The sequence below is a fragment of the Priestia sp. 40 genome, assembly GCF_049368575.1.
Taxonomy (GTDB): domain Bacteria; phylum Bacillota; class Bacilli; order Bacillales; family Bacillaceae_H; genus Priestia; species Priestia zanthoxyli.
This window is the reverse complement of record NZ_JBMPZA010000015.1, coordinates 468,613-488,315: the sequence shown is the minus strand read 5'-3', so window position 1 is coordinate 488,315 and position 19,703 is coordinate 468,613. Positions and strand designations below refer to the sequence as shown.

Annotated in this window: 17 protein-coding genes, 1 tRNA gene and 2 rRNA genes; 16 read left to right on the top strand and 4 right to left on the bottom strand. The window is 39.2% G+C overall.

Translation table 11 applies throughout. The features are described from left to right. The first annotated feature begins 50 nt into the window (after nucleotides 1–50). The 10 genes from ACO1DI_RS17365 (at nucleotide 51) to ACO1DI_RS17320 (ending at nucleotide 10,046) form a co-directional block, all read left to right on the top strand. Nucleotides 51–2,987: ribosomal RNA gene (locus tag ACO1DI_RS17365) — 23S ribosomal RNA — on the top strand. A 62-nt stretch (nucleotides 2,988–3,049) separates the two neighbouring features. After that, a 5S ribosomal RNA gene (gene rrf / locus ACO1DI_RS17360) occupies nucleotides 3,050–3,165 on the top strand. A gap of 11 nt (nucleotides 3,166–3,176) precedes the next feature. Continuing rightward, nucleotides 3,177–3,253: transfer RNA gene (locus ACO1DI_RS17355), tRNA-Met, on the top strand. 139 nt (nucleotides 3,254–3,392) lie between these two features. Next, complete coding sequence (locus ACO1DI_RS17350) at nucleotides 3,393–3,998, top strand: hypothetical protein (protein WP_115652989.1); 606 nt, start codon at nucleotides 3,393–3,395, stop codon at nucleotides 3,996–3,998. 150 nt (nucleotides 3,999–4,148) lie between these two features. Further along, the gene (locus ACO1DI_RS17345; protein ID WP_140452021.1) at nucleotides 4,149–4,364 is read left to right on the top strand and encodes a hypothetical protein; all 216 of its coding nucleotides are present in this window, start codon (nucleotides 4,149–4,151) and stop codon (nucleotides 4,362–4,364) included. Between the two features lie 285 nt (nucleotides 4,365–4,649). Beyond that, on the top strand, nucleotides 4,650–5,147 hold the full coding sequence (locus ACO1DI_RS17340; protein WP_014461779.1) for a GNAT family N-acetyltransferase: 498 nt from the start codon (nucleotides 4,650–4,652) through the stop codon (nucleotides 5,145–5,147). Between the two features lie 249 nt (nucleotides 5,148–5,396). Next, nucleotides 5,397–7,169, top strand: a complete 1,773-nt coding sequence (locus ACO1DI_RS17335; protein WP_423145497.1) for a PHB depolymerase family esterase — start codon at nucleotides 5,397–5,399, stop codon at nucleotides 7,167–7,169. A 280-nt stretch (nucleotides 7,170–7,449) separates the two neighbouring features. Continuing rightward, nucleotides 7,450–8,724 (top strand): LysM peptidoglycan-binding domain-containing protein, encoded by a 1,275-nt coding sequence (locus ACO1DI_RS17330; RefSeq protein ID WP_423145496.1) that lies wholly within the window; start codon nucleotides 7,450–7,452, stop codon nucleotides 8,722–8,724. 207 nt (nucleotides 8,725–8,931) lie between these two features. Further along, nucleotides 8,932–9,696 carry a M15 family metallopeptidase gene (locus tag ACO1DI_RS17325; protein WP_014461775.1) on the top strand — a complete coding sequence of 255 codons (765 nt, stop codon included), beginning with the start codon at nucleotides 8,932–8,934 and terminating at the stop codon, nucleotides 9,694–9,696. Nucleotides 9,697–9,917: 221 nt separating this feature from the next. Further along, complete coding sequence (locus tag ACO1DI_RS17320; RefSeq protein WP_014461774.1) at nucleotides 9,918–10,046, top strand: YjcZ family sporulation protein; 129 nt, start codon at nucleotides 9,918–9,920, stop codon at nucleotides 10,044–10,046. Nucleotides 10,047–10,099: 53 nt separating this feature from the next. Here ACO1DI_RS17320 and ACO1DI_RS17315 read toward each other — a convergent pair whose 3' ends face one another. Both ACO1DI_RS17315 and ACO1DI_RS17310 read right to left on the bottom strand, forming a co-directional pair. Continuing rightward, on the bottom strand, nucleotides 10,100–10,636 hold the full coding sequence (locus ACO1DI_RS17315; RefSeq protein WP_014461773.1) for an SH3 domain-containing protein: 537 nt from the start codon (nucleotides 10,634–10,636) through the stop codon (nucleotides 10,100–10,102). Between the two features lie 162 nt (nucleotides 10,637–10,798). Beyond that, entirely contained in the window at nucleotides 10,799–10,969 is a 171-nt protein-coding gene (locus ACO1DI_RS17310; protein WP_014461772.1) for a hypothetical protein, read from the bottom strand. 148 nt (nucleotides 10,970–11,117) lie between these two features. Between ACO1DI_RS17310 and ACO1DI_RS17305 the strand changes: the two genes are divergently transcribed. The 4 genes from ACO1DI_RS17305 to ACO1DI_RS17290 all read left to right on the top strand — a co-directional run bounded on the left by ACO1DI_RS17305 (nucleotide 11,118) and on the right by ACO1DI_RS17290 (nucleotide 14,847). Next, nucleotides 11,118–11,948: a GNAT family N-acetyltransferase gene (locus ACO1DI_RS17305; RefSeq protein WP_014461771.1), complete on the top strand. Its 831-nt coding sequence runs from the start codon at nucleotides 11,118–11,120 to the stop codon at nucleotides 11,946–11,948. A gap of 478 nt (nucleotides 11,949–12,426) precedes the next feature. Beyond that, nucleotides 12,427–13,878 carry a cardiolipin synthase gene (cls, locus tag ACO1DI_RS17300; protein ID WP_115652993.1) on the top strand — a complete coding sequence of 484 codons (1,452 nt, stop codon included), beginning with the start codon at nucleotides 12,427–12,429 and terminating at the stop codon, nucleotides 13,876–13,878. Between the two features lie 174 nt (nucleotides 13,879–14,052). After that, nucleotides 14,053–14,544 carry a general stress protein gene (locus tag ACO1DI_RS17295; RefSeq protein ID WP_423145495.1) on the top strand — a complete coding sequence of 164 codons (492 nt, stop codon included), beginning with the start codon at nucleotides 14,053–14,055 and terminating at the stop codon, nucleotides 14,542–14,544. Nucleotides 14,545–14,619: 75 nt separating this feature from the next. Further along, complete coding sequence (locus ACO1DI_RS17290; protein WP_014461768.1) at nucleotides 14,620–14,847, top strand: hypothetical protein; 228 nt, start codon at nucleotides 14,620–14,622, stop codon at nucleotides 14,845–14,847. 474 nt (nucleotides 14,848–15,321) lie between these two features. Here the strand turns inward: ACO1DI_RS17290 and ACO1DI_RS17285 are convergent, their stop codons facing one another. Next, on the bottom strand, nucleotides 15,322–15,531 hold the full coding sequence (locus tag ACO1DI_RS17285; protein ID WP_016762907.1) for an alpha/beta-type small acid-soluble spore protein: 210 nt from the start codon (nucleotides 15,529–15,531) through the stop codon (nucleotides 15,322–15,324). Nucleotides 15,532–15,800: 269 nt separating this feature from the next. On the opposite strand from ACO1DI_RS17285, the gene ACO1DI_RS17280 reads away from it, so the two are divergent. Both ACO1DI_RS17280 and ACO1DI_RS17275 read left to right on the top strand, forming a co-directional pair. After that, nucleotides 15,801–17,135: a prolyl oligopeptidase family serine peptidase gene (locus ACO1DI_RS17280; protein ID WP_014461766.1), complete on the top strand. Its 1,335-nt coding sequence runs from the start codon at nucleotides 15,801–15,803 to the stop codon at nucleotides 17,133–17,135. 138 nt (nucleotides 17,136–17,273) lie between these two features. Beyond that, nucleotides 17,274–18,272: a LacI family DNA-binding transcriptional regulator gene (locus ACO1DI_RS17275; protein WP_014461765.1), complete on the top strand. Its 999-nt coding sequence runs from the start codon at nucleotides 17,274–17,276 to the stop codon at nucleotides 18,270–18,272. Nucleotides 18,273–18,335: 63 nt separating this feature from the next. Here ACO1DI_RS17275 and ACO1DI_RS17270 read toward each other — a convergent pair whose 3' ends face one another. Next, entirely contained in the window at nucleotides 18,336–19,616 is a 1,281-nt protein-coding gene (locus ACO1DI_RS17270; RefSeq protein ID WP_014461764.1) for an MFS transporter, read from the bottom strand. Nucleotides 19,617–19,703: the final 87 nt, after the last annotated feature.

The following is a 19,703-nucleotide window of genomic DNA, read 5'->3' as shown; positions in this document are numbered from 1 at the left end:
ATCAAACCAATAAATAACACAACAGTATGTTGTACCATTTATTCGCTAATGGTTAAGTTAGAAAGGGCGCACGGTGAATGCCTTGGCACTAGGAGCCGATGAAGGACGGGACTAACACCGATATGCTTCGGGGAGCTGTAAGTGAGCTTTGATCCGGAGATTTCCGAATGGGGAAACCCACTGTTCGTAATGGAACAGTATCTTTATCTGAATACATAGGATATTGAAGGCAGACCCGGGGAACTGAAACATCTAAGTACCCGGAGGAAGAGAAAGCAAATGCGATTTCCTGAGTAGCGGCGAGCGAAACGGAATTAGCCCAAACCAAGAGGCTTGCCTCTTGGGGTTGTAGGACACTCTATACGGAGTTACAAAGGAACGAAGTAAATGAAGCGACCTGGAAAGGTCCGTCGAAGAAGGTAACAACCCTGTAGTTGAAACTTCGTTCCCTCTTGAGTGTATCCTGAGTACGGCGGAACACGTGAAATTCCGTCGGAAGCTGGGAGGACCATCTCCCAAGGCTAAATACTACCTAGTGACCGATAGTGAACCAGTACCGTGAGGGAAAGGTGAAAAGCACCCCGGAAGGGGAGTGAAAGAGATCCTGAAACCGTGTGCCTACAAGTAGTCAGAGCCCGTTAACGGGTGATGGCGTGCCTTTTGTAGAATGAACCGGCGAGTTACGATCCCATGCAAGGTTAAGCTGATAAGGCGGAGCCGTAGCGAAAGCGAGTCTGAATAGGGCGTTTAGTATGTGGTTGTAGACCCGAAACCAGGTGATCTACCCATGTCCAGGGTGAAGTTCAGGTAACACTGAATGGAGGCCCGAACCCACGCACGTTGAAAAGTGCGGGGATGAGGTGTGGGTAGCGGAGAAATTCCAATCGAACCTGGAGATAGCTGGTTCTCTCCGAAATAGCTTTAGGGCTAGCCTCATGTTGTGAGAGTCTTGGAGGTAGAGCACTGATTGGACTAGGGGCCCCCAACGGGTTACCGAATTCAGTCAAACTCCGAATGCCAAAGACTTATCCATGGGAGTCAGACTGCGAGTGATAAGATCCGTAGTCAAAAGGGAAACAGCCCAGACCACCAGCTAAGGTCCCCAAGTATACGTTAAGTGGAAAAGGATGTGGAGTTGCTTAGACAACCAGGATGTTGGCTTAGAAGCAGCCACCATTTAAAGAGTGCGTAATAGCTCACTGGTCGAGTGACTCTGCGCCGAAAATGTACCGGGGCTAAACGTATCACCGAAGCTGTGGATTGACATCTTTGATGTCAGTGGTAGGAGAGCGTTCTAAGTGCAGTGAAGTCAGACCGTAAGGACTGGTGGAGCGCTTAGAAGTGAGAATGCCGGTATGAGTAGCGAAAGACAAGTGAGAATCTTGTCCACCGAATGCCTAAGGTTTCCTGAGGAAGGCTCGTCCGCTCAGGGTTAGTCGGGACCTAAGCCGAGGCTGAAAAGCGTAGGCGATGGCCAACAGGTTGATATTCCTGTACCACCTCCCCGCCGTTTGAGTAATGGGGGGACGCAGTAGGATAGGGTAAGCGCGCTGCTGGATATGCGCGTTCAAGCAGTTAGGCTGATGAGTAGGCAAATCCGCTCATCATAAAGGCTGAGCTGTGATGACGAGGGAATTATAGTACCGAAGTTCCTGATTCCACACTGCCAAGAAAAGCCTCTAGCGAGGCGGGAGGTGCCCGTACCGCAAACCGACACAGGTAGGCGAGGAGAGAATCCTAAGGTGATCGAGAGAACTCTCGTTAAGGAACTCGGCAAAATGACCCCGTAACTTCGGGAGAAGGGGTGCTCTGGTAGGGTGTATAGCCCGAGAGAGCCGCAGTGAATAGGCCCAGGCGACTGTTTAGCAAAAACACAGGTCTCTGCGAAGCCGCAAGGCGAAGTATAGGGGCTGACGCCTGCCCGGTGCTGGAAGGTTAAGAGGAGGGGTTATCCTTTGGGAGAAGCTCTGAATCGAAGCCCCAGTAAACGGCGGCCGTAACTATAACGGTCCTAAGGTAGCGAAATTCCTTGTCGGGTAAGTTCCGACCCGCACGAAAGGCGTAACGATCTGGGCACTGTCTCAACGAGAGACTCGGTGAAATTATAGTACCTGTGAAGATGCAGGTTACCCGCGACAGGACGGAAAGACCCCGTGGAGCTTTACTGTAGCCTGATATTGAATTTTGGTACAGCTTGTACAGGATAGGTAGGAGCCTGAGAAACCGGAGCGCTAGCTTCGGTGGAGGCGTCGGTGGGATACTACCCTGGCTGTATTGAAATTCTAACCCGCGGCCCTGATCGGGCCGGGAGACAGTGTCAGGTGGGCAGTTTGACTGGGGCGGTCGCCTCCTAAAATGTAACGGAGGCGCCCAAAGGTTCCCTCAGAATGGTTGGAAATCATTCGTAGAGTGTAAAGGCACAAGGGAGCTTGACTGCGAGACCTACAAGTCGAGCAGGGACGAAAGTCGGGCTTAGTGATCCGGTGGTTCCGCATGGAAGGGCCATCGCTCAACGGATAAAAGCTACCCCGGGGATAACAGGCTTATCTCCCCCAAGAGTCCACATCGACGGGGAGGTTTGGCACCTCGATGTCGGCTCATCGCATCCTGGGGCTGTAGTCGGTCCCAAGGGTTGGGCTGTTCGCCCATTAAAGCGGTACGCGAGCTGGGTTCAGAACGTCGTGAGACAGTTCGGTCCCTATCCGTCGTGGGCGTAGGAAATTTGAGAGGAGCTGTCCTTAGTACGAGAGGACCGGGATGGACACACCGCTGGTGTACCAGTTGTCTTGCCAAAGGCATCGCTGGGTAGCTATGTGTGGACGGGATAAGTGCTGAAAGCATCTAAGCATGAAGCCCCCCTCAAGATGAGATTTCCCATAGCGCAAGCTAGTAAGATCCCTGAAAGATGATCAGGTTGATAGGTCAGAGGTGGAAGCGTGGCGACATGTGTAGCTGACTGATACTAATCGAATCGAGGACTTAACCAAACTTTAAAAGCGTAAGCTTTACTCAGCAAACTGTTACCTAGTTTTGAGAGAGCAATCTCTTGTCTGGTGGCGATAGCGAAGAGGTCACACCCGTTCCCATACCGAACACGGAAGTTAAGCTCTTTAGCGCCAATGGTAGTTGGGACTTTGTCCCTGTGAGAGTAGGACGTTGCCAGGCATTTTTATTATCGCGGGGTGGAGCAGTTCGGTAGCTCGTCGGGCTCATAACCCGAAGGTCGCAGGTTCAAATCCTGTCCCCGCAACCAAATTATCTTTTATACATACTTGAATATATCATTACTATCCTTAGGCATAGCCTAAGGATTTTTTGTTTGGCTATATTTATAAACACTTGTTTAGGTTATGATATAAGATAGTGATGCAGATTAATCAGGAGGTTTTTTCATGTTACAAAGTAATATTCAAACTTATATTGAAAAAGAAATGAACGTTCAAGGTCAATCTTTATCTCTATACCAAGAAGAAAAGGAATATGCGTTGCAAAAAGAGTTGGTACCGCAAAACCTGACAATAGAAGAAAAAGAGGCATCTTCACGTTTTAAAGATTCTTATATCGAAAGAGTAGATAAAGAAACAGACGAGCTGATCGCAGAAGAATCTCCTCTTTCTTTTTTAGATACCCCTCTTTCTTACTTGAAAGAACACAGAAGTGAATTTCTATATGTAGAATCAAAATGGTTCGAATTTATTAAGCTTGATGGATGTTCTTTTGAAGTGGATGATGTGTTTGGCACATACAAAGTATTAACGGGGTTACATATGCAAAAAAAGTTCGGATCTTTACTAAAACAATTTTTTGCTAAGGAACTTAACGAAAGCCCAACAAGTGTTCAGCTTTTATTTAATGATAAAGATGGATTATGGGATGTGAATATTGAGTTAGATGCTATAAAAGAGTTTGATGAAAAAATGTCGATAGGTGAAGCTCTTGTTCTTACATATCGTTTTTTCTTTCATCTAGTGGAGTATATAGAGAACGAAAAAGCTTAAGAAGTGATGATTACTTTTACTATAAAGAGGCTGGGACAAAAGTAGTTTAGTTAACGTTGAACACGAACTATCTATCAAAAATAGATGAATAGTTCGTGTTTTTTAATGGTCATGGTGAACGTAGGTTTCAGTAGGAGGTGCTTCTAGCTGTTGATTGGAGAGCAAGGCGAAGACTCCTGCGGGAAAAGCGGAACAGATGAGACCCCGCAGGAGCGTAAGCGACGAGGAGGCTCATCGTCCGTCCGAGGAAAGCGAAGCCTTGCACAGAAAGCAACAGCGGTAGAACAAGCATTCCAGGTTATTTATCCAGGTTGTTCGTCTTTAGATTGGATTCATTTCGTTATGGCCCAATCTCTTTTTGGATAGGTGATACATAATGAATGTTAAATGAAGCTGGAAATACATTTACATCTCTATGTTTTTATGGAATGATAAAGAGTATCTTTACATATATGACTGATATGGGTGAAGAACAACTATCAGGAATTCTTCTAGTTTTTTGAGAAAGCAGCTCACATATTAGCTGTTAATAGCACTCAGAGCAAGAAAGCTTCCGTAGGATGAAGTATAATATATACATACAGGAACTATTTTTAACTTTATAAAAAATGTCTGCTGACGTATGGGATTATAAATAAAGAGGGGATGTTCATGTTATTAAGAAAAATAAAGTCTGAAGAATTGGCAGAAGTCTATCAAATGGGATATGCCGCATGGCCTAAAGGCAGGACGTACAAAGAGTATGTTAGAGATAATCAAAAAGAAGAAACATATGGAATTCGGTATGTATACGTAAATGAAGAGAATCAAATTATTGGTTCATTTATTTTGCTTCTTTTACAAACTCCTCGATTAAAGTTTGCTTTGCATGGTATTGGATCCGTTGTTGTACACCAGCTTTATCAACGAATGGGGTATGGCCGCGATATGCTTGAAGACTTTTTTGAAAAGATGAAGATAGAGAAGCGCAGCGCTATTTTTATGCTTTATAGCGATATTCTTCCTGAATATTATCATCAGTTTGGGTTTAAGGAGCTCCCTTCTCATTTACAGCGTTATCCTCAATCCATTGCTATGGTAAATTGCAGCGAGTCACAATATGAATACTTAAGTAAGCAATCCATAGAAGACATACCGGCCTATTTTTAAAAGGTATGTCTTTTTTATAGTATTTATCGGCACAATCGTTTACAATTTTATGTAAGCGTTTTCTGAATTTAGAAGATGAAAAATTTTATTCGTCCTCATAACCCTAGGCAAATCGTGCAGTTAATATAAATTTTATTACATAAAACCTTGCTATCATCTTACTAGTGGCCCTTATTCACTTCTATATTATCGCGATATGTACGTTTGCTACCAAGTATAATCATATCGATATAAGGAGGAACCAGGAAGATGAAACGATTGTTTGTAGCAGGGATTATTTTTATGCTTTTTTTATCTTTAGGTGCTGTGTCTTCTTCAGCTGCAGGAAGTTTTACTTCTAAAACATATAACGGAAGGACATACAAACTGTACGTACCTAGCAGTTATCAGGGAGGTGGTGCCTTACCTCTAGTAGTTATGTTACATGGCTGTACTCAAGATCCTGATCAATTTGCAGCAGGAACCCAAATGAATGCACTAGCAGAGACAGAGAAGTTTCTTGTTCTTTATCCAGAACAACCCTCTTCTGCTAATTCAAATAAGTGTTGGAACTGGTTTGATACCGCTCATCAATCAAGGGGAAGCGGTGAACCAGCGTTAATTGTTGGAATGGTCAATCAAATAAAAAGCAGTTATTCAATAGATGCCGACCAAGTCTTTGTTGGAGGGCTATCTGCTGGTGCAGCTATGAGTGTTATTATGGGAGCTACTTATCCAGACATATTTGCGGCTATCAGTGTTGGGGCCGGCTTAGAATATAAAGCAGCGACTAGTGTGACAGGTGCTTATACAGCAATGAGCAGTGGAGGTCCTAATCCTATCCAACAAGGGGATTTAGCCTATTTAGCCATGGGAGAGCATAAACGAGTGGTTCCAGTTATCTTGTTTCATGGAACAGCTGACTACACTGTTGCGCCTATAAATGCGCATCAAATATTATCGCAATGGGCTCAAACAAATGATAGAGCGTCTGATGGGCTGGATAATAACAATATTGATGATACGGCGGATCAAACTGTAACTGGTACAGTATCTGGTGGAAGAAGCTATACGCAATATATTTACAAAGATACAGTTGGAAAAACAGTAATGGAAAAGTACATGATAGAAGGAATGGGACATGCTTGGTCAGGGGGAAGTACATCCGGTTCTTATACAGATCCTAAAGGACCAAATGCAGCTAAATTAAGCTGGAACTTTTTTAAAAGCCATCCGAAAAATGGTGATGCTCCTGATCCGGAAGATATATCCCCACCCTTTACAGCTGCTTCACCAGCGGGAGGAACGTATGGAAGTTCTGTTTCTGTTACATTATCAACCAATGAACCTGCCACCACTTACTATACATTAGATGGAAGCATACCAACTGTTAATTCTCTAAAGTACTCTGAGCCTATTACCATCAACTCTAGCAGAACAATAAAATTTTTTAGTGTAGACGCAGCGGGTAACCAAGAGGAAGTAAAGACGGAAGTTTATCAAATTTCTGGAACTTCAGAGAAATCTTCAGTATTTTCTTCGCTTGCTGCTGAAGATGGATTTATCGGAAACTTATCAGCTGACGGTATGAGTAGTTCTATTCATAAAATTGGGGATAAAGGAATGTACAATATCGACACATACCGAACCATTTTATCTTTTGATACAAGTTCTTTACCTGATGATGCAATTATTACGGACGTATCTTTAAAAATTTATCGTAAATCTTTAACTGGCAATGTTACATTTTTAAAAAGTGATATTAAAAGCGGTGTATTTGGAACTAGCAGTACTTTAGAACAAATAGATTACCAGGCTTCTCCATCTATTTCAGGAGGATTCCAAATGTCAGTCCCTTCACTCGATAATGGATATACAACTACTCAACTTCCTTCCTCACTTTGGGGATATATAAATAAGACTGGAAAGACCCAGTTTCGCTTGTCAAACTCAGGTCCAGCTGACTTTTTAAGTGATGTAGTTGAAATTTACGGGGGCGATCATTCTGCATATGCTCCAACTTTAACTGTTTCATATAAGTAAAAAAAACCTTCTAAAAGTCAATGGCTTTTAGAAGGTTTTTTTTACTTATAAGTTACTTTTATCACCGAATACACCTCCAACTTTTTATAGGTTTTTCGTCAAATTTTTACATGATTTTGATGAAATTTAATCATTATTCAAAAATGAATTGTCAGAAATATTACAAGAAAATGTTTAAAATTAATTAAATCCGTAATAAAAGTAAAATATTCCTGTAATGGAAGTGAAATGAACAGGTGGTATCATTCAGTCATTGAGTAAATAAGGAGGTATTCGGAAAATGAAGAAATTTGTATTTACTCTAGGGACAACGGCAATTCTTTCAGCAGGATTTGTAGGTGCGGCATCTGCCTCTACAAGCGGAACGTATGAAGTACAAAAAGGTGACACTTTATGGAAAATCGCTCAAAATCATAATGTGAGCGTAGACGAGCTAAAAGATGCTAATAACTTAACATCAACACTAATTTATCCAAATCAGACACTAAACTTATCTAGCATAAAAGAAATCTTACATACTGTAAAACGTGGTGACACTTTGTGGTCAATCGGTCAACATTATGGCGTAACAGTAGAAGAAATTAAAGAATGGAACGGCTTAACATCAGACTTAGTTTTCCCTGGAGAACAATTTAAAATTAAAACGGCAAAAGCAGCTCAATCTCAAACAGCTAGTGCGCCAGTAGCAAAGACAGCTCCACAAGCGCAGCAGTCTCAAACGGCACAAGCTCAGCAAGAACAAGCAGCACAAGAACAAGCACAAAAAGAACAAGAGCAAGCTCAAGTAGCAGCACAAGAACAAGCACAAAAAGAACAAGAGCAAGCTCAAGTAGCAGCACAAGAACAAGCACAAAAAGAACAAGAGCAAGCTCAAGTAGCAGCACAAGAACAAGCACAAAAAGAACAAGAGCAAGCTCAAGTAGCAGCACAAGAACAAGCACAAAAAGAACAAGAGCAAGCTCAAGTAGCAGCACAAGAGCAAGCACAAAAGGAACAAGAGCAAGCTCAAGCAGCACAAGCACAGGCAGCACAAGAGCAAGCACAAAAGGAACAGGAGCAAGCTCAAGCAGCAGCACAAGCACAGGCAGCACAAGAGCAAGCACAAAAAGAACAAGAGCAAGCTCAAGCAGCGGCACAAGCACAGGCAGCACAAGAGCAGGCACAAAAAGAACAAGCAGCTCAGCAGCAACAACAACAACAACAACAGCAACAACAACAGCAACAACAACAGCAACAACAACAGCAGTCTCAACAGCAAGCTAGCGGCAAGTCTATGACTGTTGAAGCAACAGCTTATACAGCTAACTGTGCTGGATGCAGTGGTACAACAGCTACTGGAGTAAATTTAAAATCAAATCCAAATCAACGAGTAATTGCGGTTGATCCTAGCGTTATTCCATTAGGTTCAAAAGTATACGTTGAAGGTTACGGTCAAGCTGTAGCAGCAGATACAGGTGGCGCAATCAAAGGAAATCGAATTGATGTATTCGTTTCTTCAGATAGTGCTGCACAAGACTGGGGCAGAAGATCAGTTAAAATTACAGTTATCGACTAATACTAGTCTTATATAATAGAAGTAAAAAGAGATGTCTTTTAGAAGACATCTCTTTTTTATGCTTAAAATAAACGTTTGAAAAAAATAGGTCGGGGCATACTGAAATTTATAGTAGGAATTAGTTTGTTATATTAGTAATTATTTCTTAATTTATATACAATGTTTGAGTGTCTTAAAAAGCTTAAATTATGTCAGGAGTATAGAAATATGAAATTTTATAAAAAAATAGCGTTACTAATAGTACTGGGTGTTATCGCAGGATTCTCGTATCTAGGCTATCAAGGATTCTTTCAGCACGATGATCGTTTAAATACGTCTGATTTACATAATCCTTTATCTTCTTCCAAACAGAAGCAAAATGGCATAGAAGTTGTTGGGAACCCCGAATCCATTGCCGTGTTAGTAAACAAGCAAAATCTTCTTCCTGATCACTATGAACCCACTGACCTTGTATACCCAGACGTTCGGTTTATATTTAAAGAAAAAATTGAAAAACGCCAAATGCGTGCAGAACCAGCAAAAGCGTTAGAAAGGATGTTTTCAGCTGCTGAACGAGAAGGAATTTACCTAGCAGGTGTTTCTGCCTATCGTTCTCAAAGCCGTCAAGAATCTCTTTATCAAGCGTATATAAAACAAGATGGAGAAACGGCAGCTAATCATTACAGCGCTCACCCAGGCAGCAGTGAACATCAGACTGGTCTAAGTATAGATGTATCAAGCAGCACAGGTAAGTGTGCGGCTCAAGATTGTTTTAAAGATACTCCTGAAGCCAAATGGATTGAAAAAAATTCATATAAATATGGATACATTGTTCGCTATCCGGAAGGAAAGCAGCAGATTACAGGTTATAAATATGAGCCGTGGCATATACGATTTGTCGGAAAAGAACTCGCCTCTAAGGTGTATAAGAAAGGAATTACGTTAGAAGAATATTATAATGACTACATGCAAGTTGATAATCCAGTTCAATAAAAAAGAAGAGTTATATAAACTCTTCTTTTTTTGTATTGCTGGAATATACCCTTACTTTAAAAGTGGGAAAGATGTAGAGATGAACCACGGGATGCTATATCCTATGCCTTACTAGTAAAAGAGTTAACGCTTATAAATTATAATGAATTTTGTGATAAAGAATACTCATGTTCGTTTTCATTTCCCTTCACATATTCTACAAAAAAGGGAGGTGAAAGAAAATGAGTTTTTACGGAGGTTATGGTTATGGGTACGGATACGGAGCAGGACACGGAAATAACTTTGCGTTAATCGTGGTGCTATTTATTTTACTAATTATCATCGGTGCTTCATGGGCAGGCCACTATTAATAAGGTGTCCATAAACAAACTCCCTTGAATTAATTCAGGGGAGTTATCTGTTTTTATCTATAAGTAGGTAGCTGTAAGTACGAAGTGCTCACATATCCTTTGAAGCCATTGTATTCTACAAAAGCCCAATCAAATGAAAGCTTGTTATCTTTTGTGTAGCCCCAAGCTAAGAAGCTGACGCTTTTTCCTTTAGGAATAGTTGTGACAACTTTGTTGCTTGTGCTGGGCCCTGTACGTAAATTAAGGTTAGCAGCTGTATGAACAGTAGTAGGGACTTTCATTAAATAGGAAGTACTGATATATCCAGTGCCACCAATTATTTTAATGGCAGCCCAGTCTGCATTTACAAACTTGACTACTTCAATTTGATCTTTTTTTCTTAATGTATCAAGAATCTTTCCCTGAGTGCTAGGTTTTGAACGTATATTGAGTACGTTCGCGGTCACTTCATATACGCTGAACGGTGCGTTTATTTTTTCTGCTGCACTTGCTGTTTGCTCGTGAGTGAATGGCAGTGTTGCAGATAGAGATGAAAAAGTAAAGCCCGCTGCTAATGCTAAAACCGACATAGATTTTGTAATTGTCTTCATACAAATATCCAACTCCTTAGTGAAATAGGTAATAACTTTTCTATAACACTAAGAATAAGGATGACTTGTTTCTAAATTGTTACCAACATATATCCCAGATGTAAATTTATAAAAGGTTTGTAAAAGGTTTATTTCACAGACCTTTTAATAGCTTTATCGTTACTATTCTTCGCGATTTTCCGTTGATTTGTAAAAAGAAAAATATACAAAAACAGATAATACTGTTCCATAAATGCTCCACAAAGCTAAAGCAAAAATAAATTCTTTCTGCAGGCAATAAATAATCGTTAAAGCAACTAGTGCAATAAAACTTATTAAAATGGTCTTTTTCATAAGCACCCCGCCTATTTAGTTTGATTACTCTATATGCTTTTTGATCTTGCTTTTACCCTATAATTATTCGACTATTGCGCTAAAGATGAAAGGAAAAAGTTAAATAAAGCCGAACTTATAATAAAAAGAAGAATGCAGGAGGCGTTTTATGTTAGAACAACATGTGTTAGAAGATATACAAAAGCTACAGTCTATTTGCGAACAAGAAGAGCACATAGAGCTGAAGCTGAATTTTGATATGTTACGAAGTCGAAAAAAAAATGAAGTTAACGATTTTTTTCATTATGAAGATAATCAGCTTGTTGGGTTTATTGGTCTTTATGGGTTTGGGAATACAGTAGAAATATGCGGAATGGTCGCTCCTAGCTATCGCCGAAAAAGGATTTTTTCAAAGCTGTTTTCTCAAGCTTTACATATATGTAAGAAGCGAGGGTATACAGAGATTTTATTAAATGCTCCTGGCGATTCGGTTTCAGGCAGGGAGTTCTTAAAGAAAATTCCATGTTCATTTACTTTTTCAGAATATCAAATGAAGTGGACAGAGAGAGAATTGGAAGATGATAATCCCTTTGTTACGCTTCGCTCTTCCCAATCAGATACCGATATGAAAATGGAAATGCAAGTTGATGTGGAATGCTTTGGTATGTCTTTAACAGAAGCAGCTGCTTATTATGAACAAACGAAAACGGAAGAACAGCAAAATCATTTTATCGTAGAGTACAATAGTCAAGCGGTTGGAAAGTTAAGGGTATCTTATGATAAAAGCGAAGCATGGATTTATGGATTTGGTATTTTGCCTTCTTATCAAAAATTGGGAATAGGAAAAGCTGCTTTAAAACAAGTTGTTTTAAAGCAGCTTCAGCTAGGATATGATATATTTCTTGAGGTTGAAGCGAAAAACAAACGCGCTTTGCAACTCTACGAAACATGCGGTTTCAATTCATATCACGTGCAGGATTATTACGTATACAGCTTGTAGATAAAAACACGGAAATCTTAGATTTTCGTGTTTTTTATTTACATATTAGATAATATGTGCTTTTTTGAGTGAATAATGAGAAAGTAGAGAAAAAGTGATATGCCCGTTGATAAAAACAGGGAAGGCCATACAAATATAATAGGGGCGCTGCAAGCAAGAATACATGTAAGAATACCCCCGATAAATGCTTTTCTAAATAATTGATAAGCCGTATACCCCAGGCTAATACTGATAAATACATTGATGAGGCTAAGAAAAATAAACGAAAAAAACAAATTATTTCCCCCCCTTGTTTTTAATACACAATAAAAAGAAATATTTTACATTTTTGGTATAGCGAAAAATAAAAAAGCAATAAAGTTTGGATTCTAAAGATGAAAAAGGAAGCCATCTGTGTTATGTATAGTAAAGTGAATGAGAACGTTAAAAAAGGGAATGAGTTAATAAAGCGATATAATAGAAAGAAAGGAGTAACAGGATGGAATTTGCCCATATCTTTACACTAAGTGTATCTGTTGTAACAGCTATTAATATTTTATTAGCCGGTATTCTTATTTTCATCGAACGAAGAGATATAGGATCTACATGGGCGTGGCTTCTTATTTTATTTTTTATACCGATTGTCGGCTTTATTGTATATCTATTCTTTGGAAGACAGCTAAAACAGAAGAACTTTTATAAGTTATCATCTGATGAGCGGGAATATTTAAGATCTTCAGTAGATGAACAATTGAAAGAACTTAAAGCTACCCATGAATATCGAAATGATTTATTGATTCAACATAATAAACTGCTGTTCACTAATTTAAATTCTTCTAAGTCACTTGTGCGCACCGACAATGAAATTGATATCTTTAGTGATGGTAATCAGAAATTTGATGCATTGTTTGAGGACATTCGAAATGCTAAAAAAGAAATTAATATTCAATATTATATTATTCAACGAGATAATCTTGGGAAGAAATTAAGAGATGAGCTAACAAAAAAAGCAAAAGAAGGCATAAAGGTTCGCGTTCTTTATGATGAAGTAGGATCTAGAAAAATGACGCCATCATTTTTTAAGGAGCTTATTTCATATGGCGGCGAAGCACAGGCATTTTTCCCTTCAATTCTTCGCTTAATTAATTTTCGAATTAACAATCGAAATCATCGAAAGCTTTGTATTATTGATGGTGAAGTAGCATACATAGGAGGATTTAACGTAGGAGATGAATATTTAGGGTTAGATCCAAAAATGGGTTATTGGAGAGACACTCATTTTCGCATTAAAGGAGAGTCAGTGAACGATATTCAAGGGAGATTCATTTTAGATTGGCATCAAGCAACAAAGCAGCCAATTGAACTGGAACAATTTTTGCATCGTACAGAAACTCATTCTGGAACGGTTCCTGTACAAATTGTAGCAAGCGGGCCAAACTCGACTACCCAGCACCTGAAAAACATGTATATCTCCTTGATTATGTCGGCCAAAGAAAGCGTGTACCTTCAAACGCCTTACTTTATTCCTGACGCAAGCTTTATGGATGCTTGTAAAATTGCTCTATTATCTGGAGTACAGATTCATATTATGATTCCAAACAAACCCGATCACCCTTTTGTATATTGGGCGACATGGTCTCATGTAGGTGAACTGCTGGCATACGGTGCAAATATTTATCTCTACGAAAAAGGCTTTTTGCATGCTAAAACAATTGTAGTAGATAATGAAGTATCTTCTGTAGGAACGACGAATATTGATCCGCGAAGTTTCAGCCTTAATTTTGAAGTGAATGCAGTTGTATATGATCAACCTATTGCGGAAAAGTTGCAGAACCTGTTTCTTGAAGACGTACAGTTTAGTTCAAAGTTAACACTTGAACGATATAAGGAGCGCTCTCTGTTTATAAAATTCAAAGAAGCAGTATCTCGCTTGCTGTCACCCATTTTATAGCGAAAACTATTGATATCATGAAAAAGACTTGAATTGTTAGATTCAAGTCTTTTATTTTATGGGTTTCTCCTTGTAAGAAGAGCTAGAGATAAAGTTAAAAAGTTTTACTAAAAAATCCAAGGGTATTAATACTATAATAAGCTAAAAAATGATAATACCTAGGAGGAATAAAAAATGACAAAAAATGTAGTAGGTACGTATAACACAGAAGAGGCCGTTATTACAGCGATTCGAAATTTAAAAAGACAGGGATATCCAGACAGCGCACTTTCTGTTTTGACAAACAGTGGTCCCCATCATGAAAATACAGAAGCGATTGAGCATTCTGCAGGAATTGATGTGCAAACAGTTGATACAGATCAACACTCAAAGCACCATCAATCATTCATGGACAAAATAAAAAATGCTTTTACGCCGTCTGAAGAAAAAATGGATCAAGATGTTAATCGAATCGAAAATCAATTAACCGAATATGGTGTACCTGCTGCAGAAGCTTCCTCGTATGTATCTGATCTTAAAAACGGAAAAGTTTTGCTGATGGTAGACGCCGTTGAGCATGATAAACACAATTCAGCTCTAGGACAAACAGTGACACCCGCTGAAAAATCAGCTGACCCAATGAATGAAAAAATGCTATACGGCAATCACGAAAATAAAGTAAAGTAACGCCGAAGTAGCTCACTGAGAAAATAAAAGGCTGCGTGCTTAAATAAAAGCTAGTTAACGAAAGGAAGGGGACCGATGAGAAATCTGGAAAAAACAGAGTATGAACTTGACTATTTAAAACAGCAGCAAGAAGTTAATCAAGAGCTCATCAAAGTATCACAGTCTCTTGTCGCTACGTTAAAACAGTATGAAGAAGAACCGAACAATACAGAAGTTTTAGCTGTAATCGCTGACTTAGAAGGTCAGCAAGAACAGCTCAAAGCAAAGACCGAAAAGATATCTAAAGAACTTGCACATTTATAAAGAAAGATAAAAGAGCCTAGAACAAGAGTATTTTAATTGAAGGAAGATCCGAACGATTAATCGTTCGGTTTTTTTTGTAATAGTGAACGTAGGTTTCATATGTTTAGTTGCTTCTAGCTGTTGATTGGGGAGCAAGGCGAAGACTCCTGCGGGCTCAGCGGCCGCCCGCGGAAAGCGAAGCCTTGCACGGAAATCGACAGCGTTGTCATAAGCGACCTATACTAGCTCATGTATCCAATTTATTCGTCTTTAGATTAGATTGATTTAGTTATGTCTCAATCTCTTTTAAGTTTTATCCAATCTATTGTGAGAGAAAGAGAACCGTATACAACGGGATGTGAACGTTATGGGGATAGTGATTTTGTTTTAGATACATATAGAGGAGAAGAAACGCGATAAGAGACTATATAAAAATTGGAAAAAGGAAGAACGGTCATTCGCTCTTCCTCCAGCCGTATTGCTTATGATAGTGATTTAGAAACGTCCGCCGCCAAGTTGCTGTTCAGCCATTTGCACAAGGCGTTTTGTGATTTCGCCGCCTACTGAGCCGTTTGCGCGTGCAGTTGTGTCAGGACCAAGAGTTACGCCAAATTCGCTAGCGATCTCATACTTCATTTGATCGATTGCTTGTTGAGCACCGTGTACTGCTAATTCGTTGCTGCTCTTATTTCTGCTGTTTGCCATCATAATCAACTCCTTTTATAAGGTTAAGATTATGATTTGATTAATAGATAGTTTTTATACATAAAATAAAAAAATTTTTTCAAGGATTTATAGAATATGCTTATTGGAATATAGTTACAAAATTTTCCGCTAGGCAACGGAAAATAATTATGTGTAGAAAGAGAGAGAGGTCACGTAAAATAGAACACAAGTAAGTAAGCGGTTACATATTATTCGGAATAGAATGAGAATGTAATAATTCTATTCTAATTTAAAAGGAGGAGTCCATCATGTATCAAAGATTAAAAAAGTATGTACTATTGGCTGTTACATGGAGTCTAGCAATTGGCATTATACTCTCTTATGAGAAAACAGCGCTTGCGAAGCAGGCGCACGAAAAAGCTACATCTTATCGTACAGTAACAGAGATTCATGACTGGGGAGCGGCTATCACAAAAATTATTATTGACTTAGGTGAACCTGTTCCAACCAATTCACTTACAAAAGAAACGTTTAACGTGCATGTGGCTCGAAGTGATAGTCGATTAGAACCGTCTTTATTGGAACAAGGAGATCGTACAGTAAAAAAAGCATATGTATCCGATAAAGATGGACAACCAGCCGTACATACTGGAAAATATGCAGTTTTAGAAATGGAAGTTGGACCGGCCGTTTCATTAGGGGCGCCATTAAATTATGATGAATATGGTACAGGATTAAATGCATGGATAGACAGTCAATACACTATTACTCAGCAAAAAGATATGATAACAAAGAAAGGAAAGTTGTCAGGGCTTGTAGTGAAACAGTTTACGGGAGAGAAAAGAGAACTCGTAGATGATTTTACAATTAAAAAAGGTATATATCACAATATAGAATTAGCATACGCAAGTTATGCGCCGGCAAAAGATAAGAAAAAGAATCCATTAATCATTTGGCTACATGGTGGAGGAGAGGGAGGAACAGATGCAACAATTCCCTTATCTGCCAATAAAGCTGTTAGCTTTGTCACAAAAGAAACTCAGGCCTATTTTGAAGGCGCCTACGTTTTAGTACCGCAAGCACCAACAAAATGGATGGATGGTTATACCGGTGAAGCGGATGGAACTTCTATTTATAAAGAATCATTGATGGCATTAATTCAAGAATATGTTTCTAAAAACCCTGATATTGATCCTAATAGAATCTATATTGGAGGGGCATCTAACGGCGGATATATGACTATGCTTATGATTCGTGATTATCCAAAATACTTTGCAGCAGCATTTCCAGTATGTGAAGGACTAAATGATAGATTAATTACGGAGCAAGATCTTGAAAAGATGAAAGAAACACCTATTTGGTTCGTAGCCGCTAAAAATGATACGGTTCTTCCACCAACGATTAACACTCTTCCAACTTATGAACGTTTGGTGAAAAGCCACGCAAATAATGTTTATTTATCACTATTTGAAGATGTGCATGACACCACGGGTTTATACAAAAATAATGATGGTTCGCCCTATCAGTATAACGGACATTCATCTTGGATATATCTGTATAATAATGAACCCAACGCTAAAATAAATGGAGCTACAACAAGTATAATGGAATGGATGAGTAAACAATCGTTGAACAACAATTAATCATTTATAAAAAAGCTGTTTCAAGTAGAGCAGCTTTTTTTATTTCTCTTTTAAAGCTAAAGCATATATCTAAAATAAACGATTGAATACTTTCGTGATAAAATAAGGAAAGAGATCACGAAGAAAGGAACAGTGAAAGTGAAACCAACCATTTACGATGTTGCGAAAAAAGCAGGGGTATCGATAGCCACTGTATCCAAAGTAATCAATCAAACAGGCCGTATTAGTGAAAAAACGATAAAAAAAGTGAATGAAGTAATGATGGAATTAGATTATCAGCCTAGCAGTGTTGCAGCGGCGTTAACAGGAAAAAAGACGTACACGATCGGTGTTCTAGTTCCTGATATCTCGAATCCTTTTTTTGCAGAGGTAGCAAGAGCTTTTGAGAATAGTGCTAGAGCAGCGGGATACACGCTTTTTTTATGCAGTACAGATCATCAAACAGAACGTGAGCATGAATACATAGATCTTTTATTTAAAAAACAAGTAGATGGAATTATTATCGCAACCGAACTAAATGATACGAAGCTCGTAAAGAAAATTGTGAAGCATGATGTACCGCTTGTATTGTTTTCAGTTGATCATCCTTCTATCTCAACTCATGTAGTGACAATTGATAACGTTCGCGGAGGATATATCGCAGGTACGTATTTAATAGAAAAAGGTCATCAATCGGTAACGATTATCACTGAAAAAGATAGAAAAAGCAGTGAGGGGCGATTAGCGGGATTTAAACAAGCGCTCACAGAGGCAAATTTATCACTAGAAAATCAGTCCATTATCAGCTGTTATTCAACGGTAGAAGATAGCAGGAGAGCAAGTAAACAGCTGCTTTCCTTGCCTAATAGGCCAACAGCAGTCTTTGCATGTACAGATCTAATTGGGGTATCGCTCATAAACGAGGCAAGGAAGCAGGGGCTTTCGATCCCGGGAGATCTGTCGGTAATTGGATTCGATAATACGATTTATGCTGATATTGCTGAGCCGGGTTTGACAACGATTGAACAACCCATTTCTCAGATGGCTACTAGTACGTTTGAACAGCTGTTAAAGTCTATGAAAAAAGAAGAGCATGCGAAACAGCGAATAACAATTATTCCAGAACTAGTAGAACGTGCATCGGTAAAAAAGCTATAAAATAGAGAAGGTAAAAAAGCTGCAGGTGTTGAGGCACCTGCAGCTTTTTCTGCTTAAGCATATTTATAGAGAGACCGAACTTTTGACTTCGTTTATTGTTTCGCCTTTAATAGTTGTCTCTGTTGGAATCGTAAGGAAACCAGTTAGAAAAGCACCAAAGAAGTATAAGCAAGCAAAGATCCAAATTACGCCGCCCGTGCCCAAAAGACCAATAAAAACGGTCACGATTAAAGGACCTACAAAAGCAGAAAGTCCAGATCCTAAGTTCAACACAGACATTGCAGCTCCTTTATTCTCTGGAGCTAAAGAAGGCACTAACGCTGTAAGAGGGACATAACCCGCTAGTGTTGCACCGTAACAGCATGCGACAATCATCATCACCCAATAATTATGTCCGACGAATTGCGGTACATAGTAGAGAGCAAGGGTTACAATTCCGCATCCAACCCCGCCAAACCATTTGATTGTATTTACCCAGCCAAACTTATCTCCAACAATACCAAAAATAATATTAAAAGCCATATTCACAAAAAACAATGTACCCCAGATTTGCAACCATTCACTCATCGTAAAATCATGTTTCATCATATATGTTGGCAAGAAAACAACAAATCCAAATTGAGCAGCAGAGTTAATAATCTTTACGATGCCACCGATCCCTACTTTAGGGTTCTCAAATGCAATTGTAATCCCTTTCATTAATTCTTTTGTTTTATTATCGTTTACTTTTTGGACGGTAAACTTGTCTTTATTCATAATAATCGAAAAGATTCCACCGATCAAAACAAAAAGTAAACCACTCCACAAGGTAGCGATTTCGCCAATTTTCGGAACCATATAACTTGAGTAAAAGGCTCCGATTACGCTTAATCCAAGCTGGAAGACAAACCAAAACCAGCCTACTGCTTTTGAAAGCATTTCCTGGGGCGTGCGATAAGACACCCAGACCAAGAATGAGTAAGCAAATAAAGGGTAACCAAATCCTCTAAGAGCATAACAAATTAGTATAATTGTGTAATTCATAATATGAAGTCCTAAACCTATAAATCCAATTGAACCAATAATAAAGGATATCAAGCCGAATGCCATTGCTTTTCTAGGACCCCACAGCTGAACCAGTACGCCCGAGAACCAGGAAGAAACAGAGACCGTAATGCCGTAAACAGTAAACAGTAAAGCAGCATGTTCAATGGTTAAACCTCGTTCTACGAGATAAGGAGATAACCATCCTTGTTCTAAACCATCGCCAATCATAAAAACAATAATACCTATGTATCCCCACGTTAAATGAGAAGGGATCCCAATCCTGTCTAAAGTCGTTTTTCTGGAAATAAATTCATTCATTTTCCACACCACCAGATCGATTATTTTGTGTAAAACATCAAACTAATTTGGTTAAGCGCTTAATCTATTTGATAAAAAGTATACGCT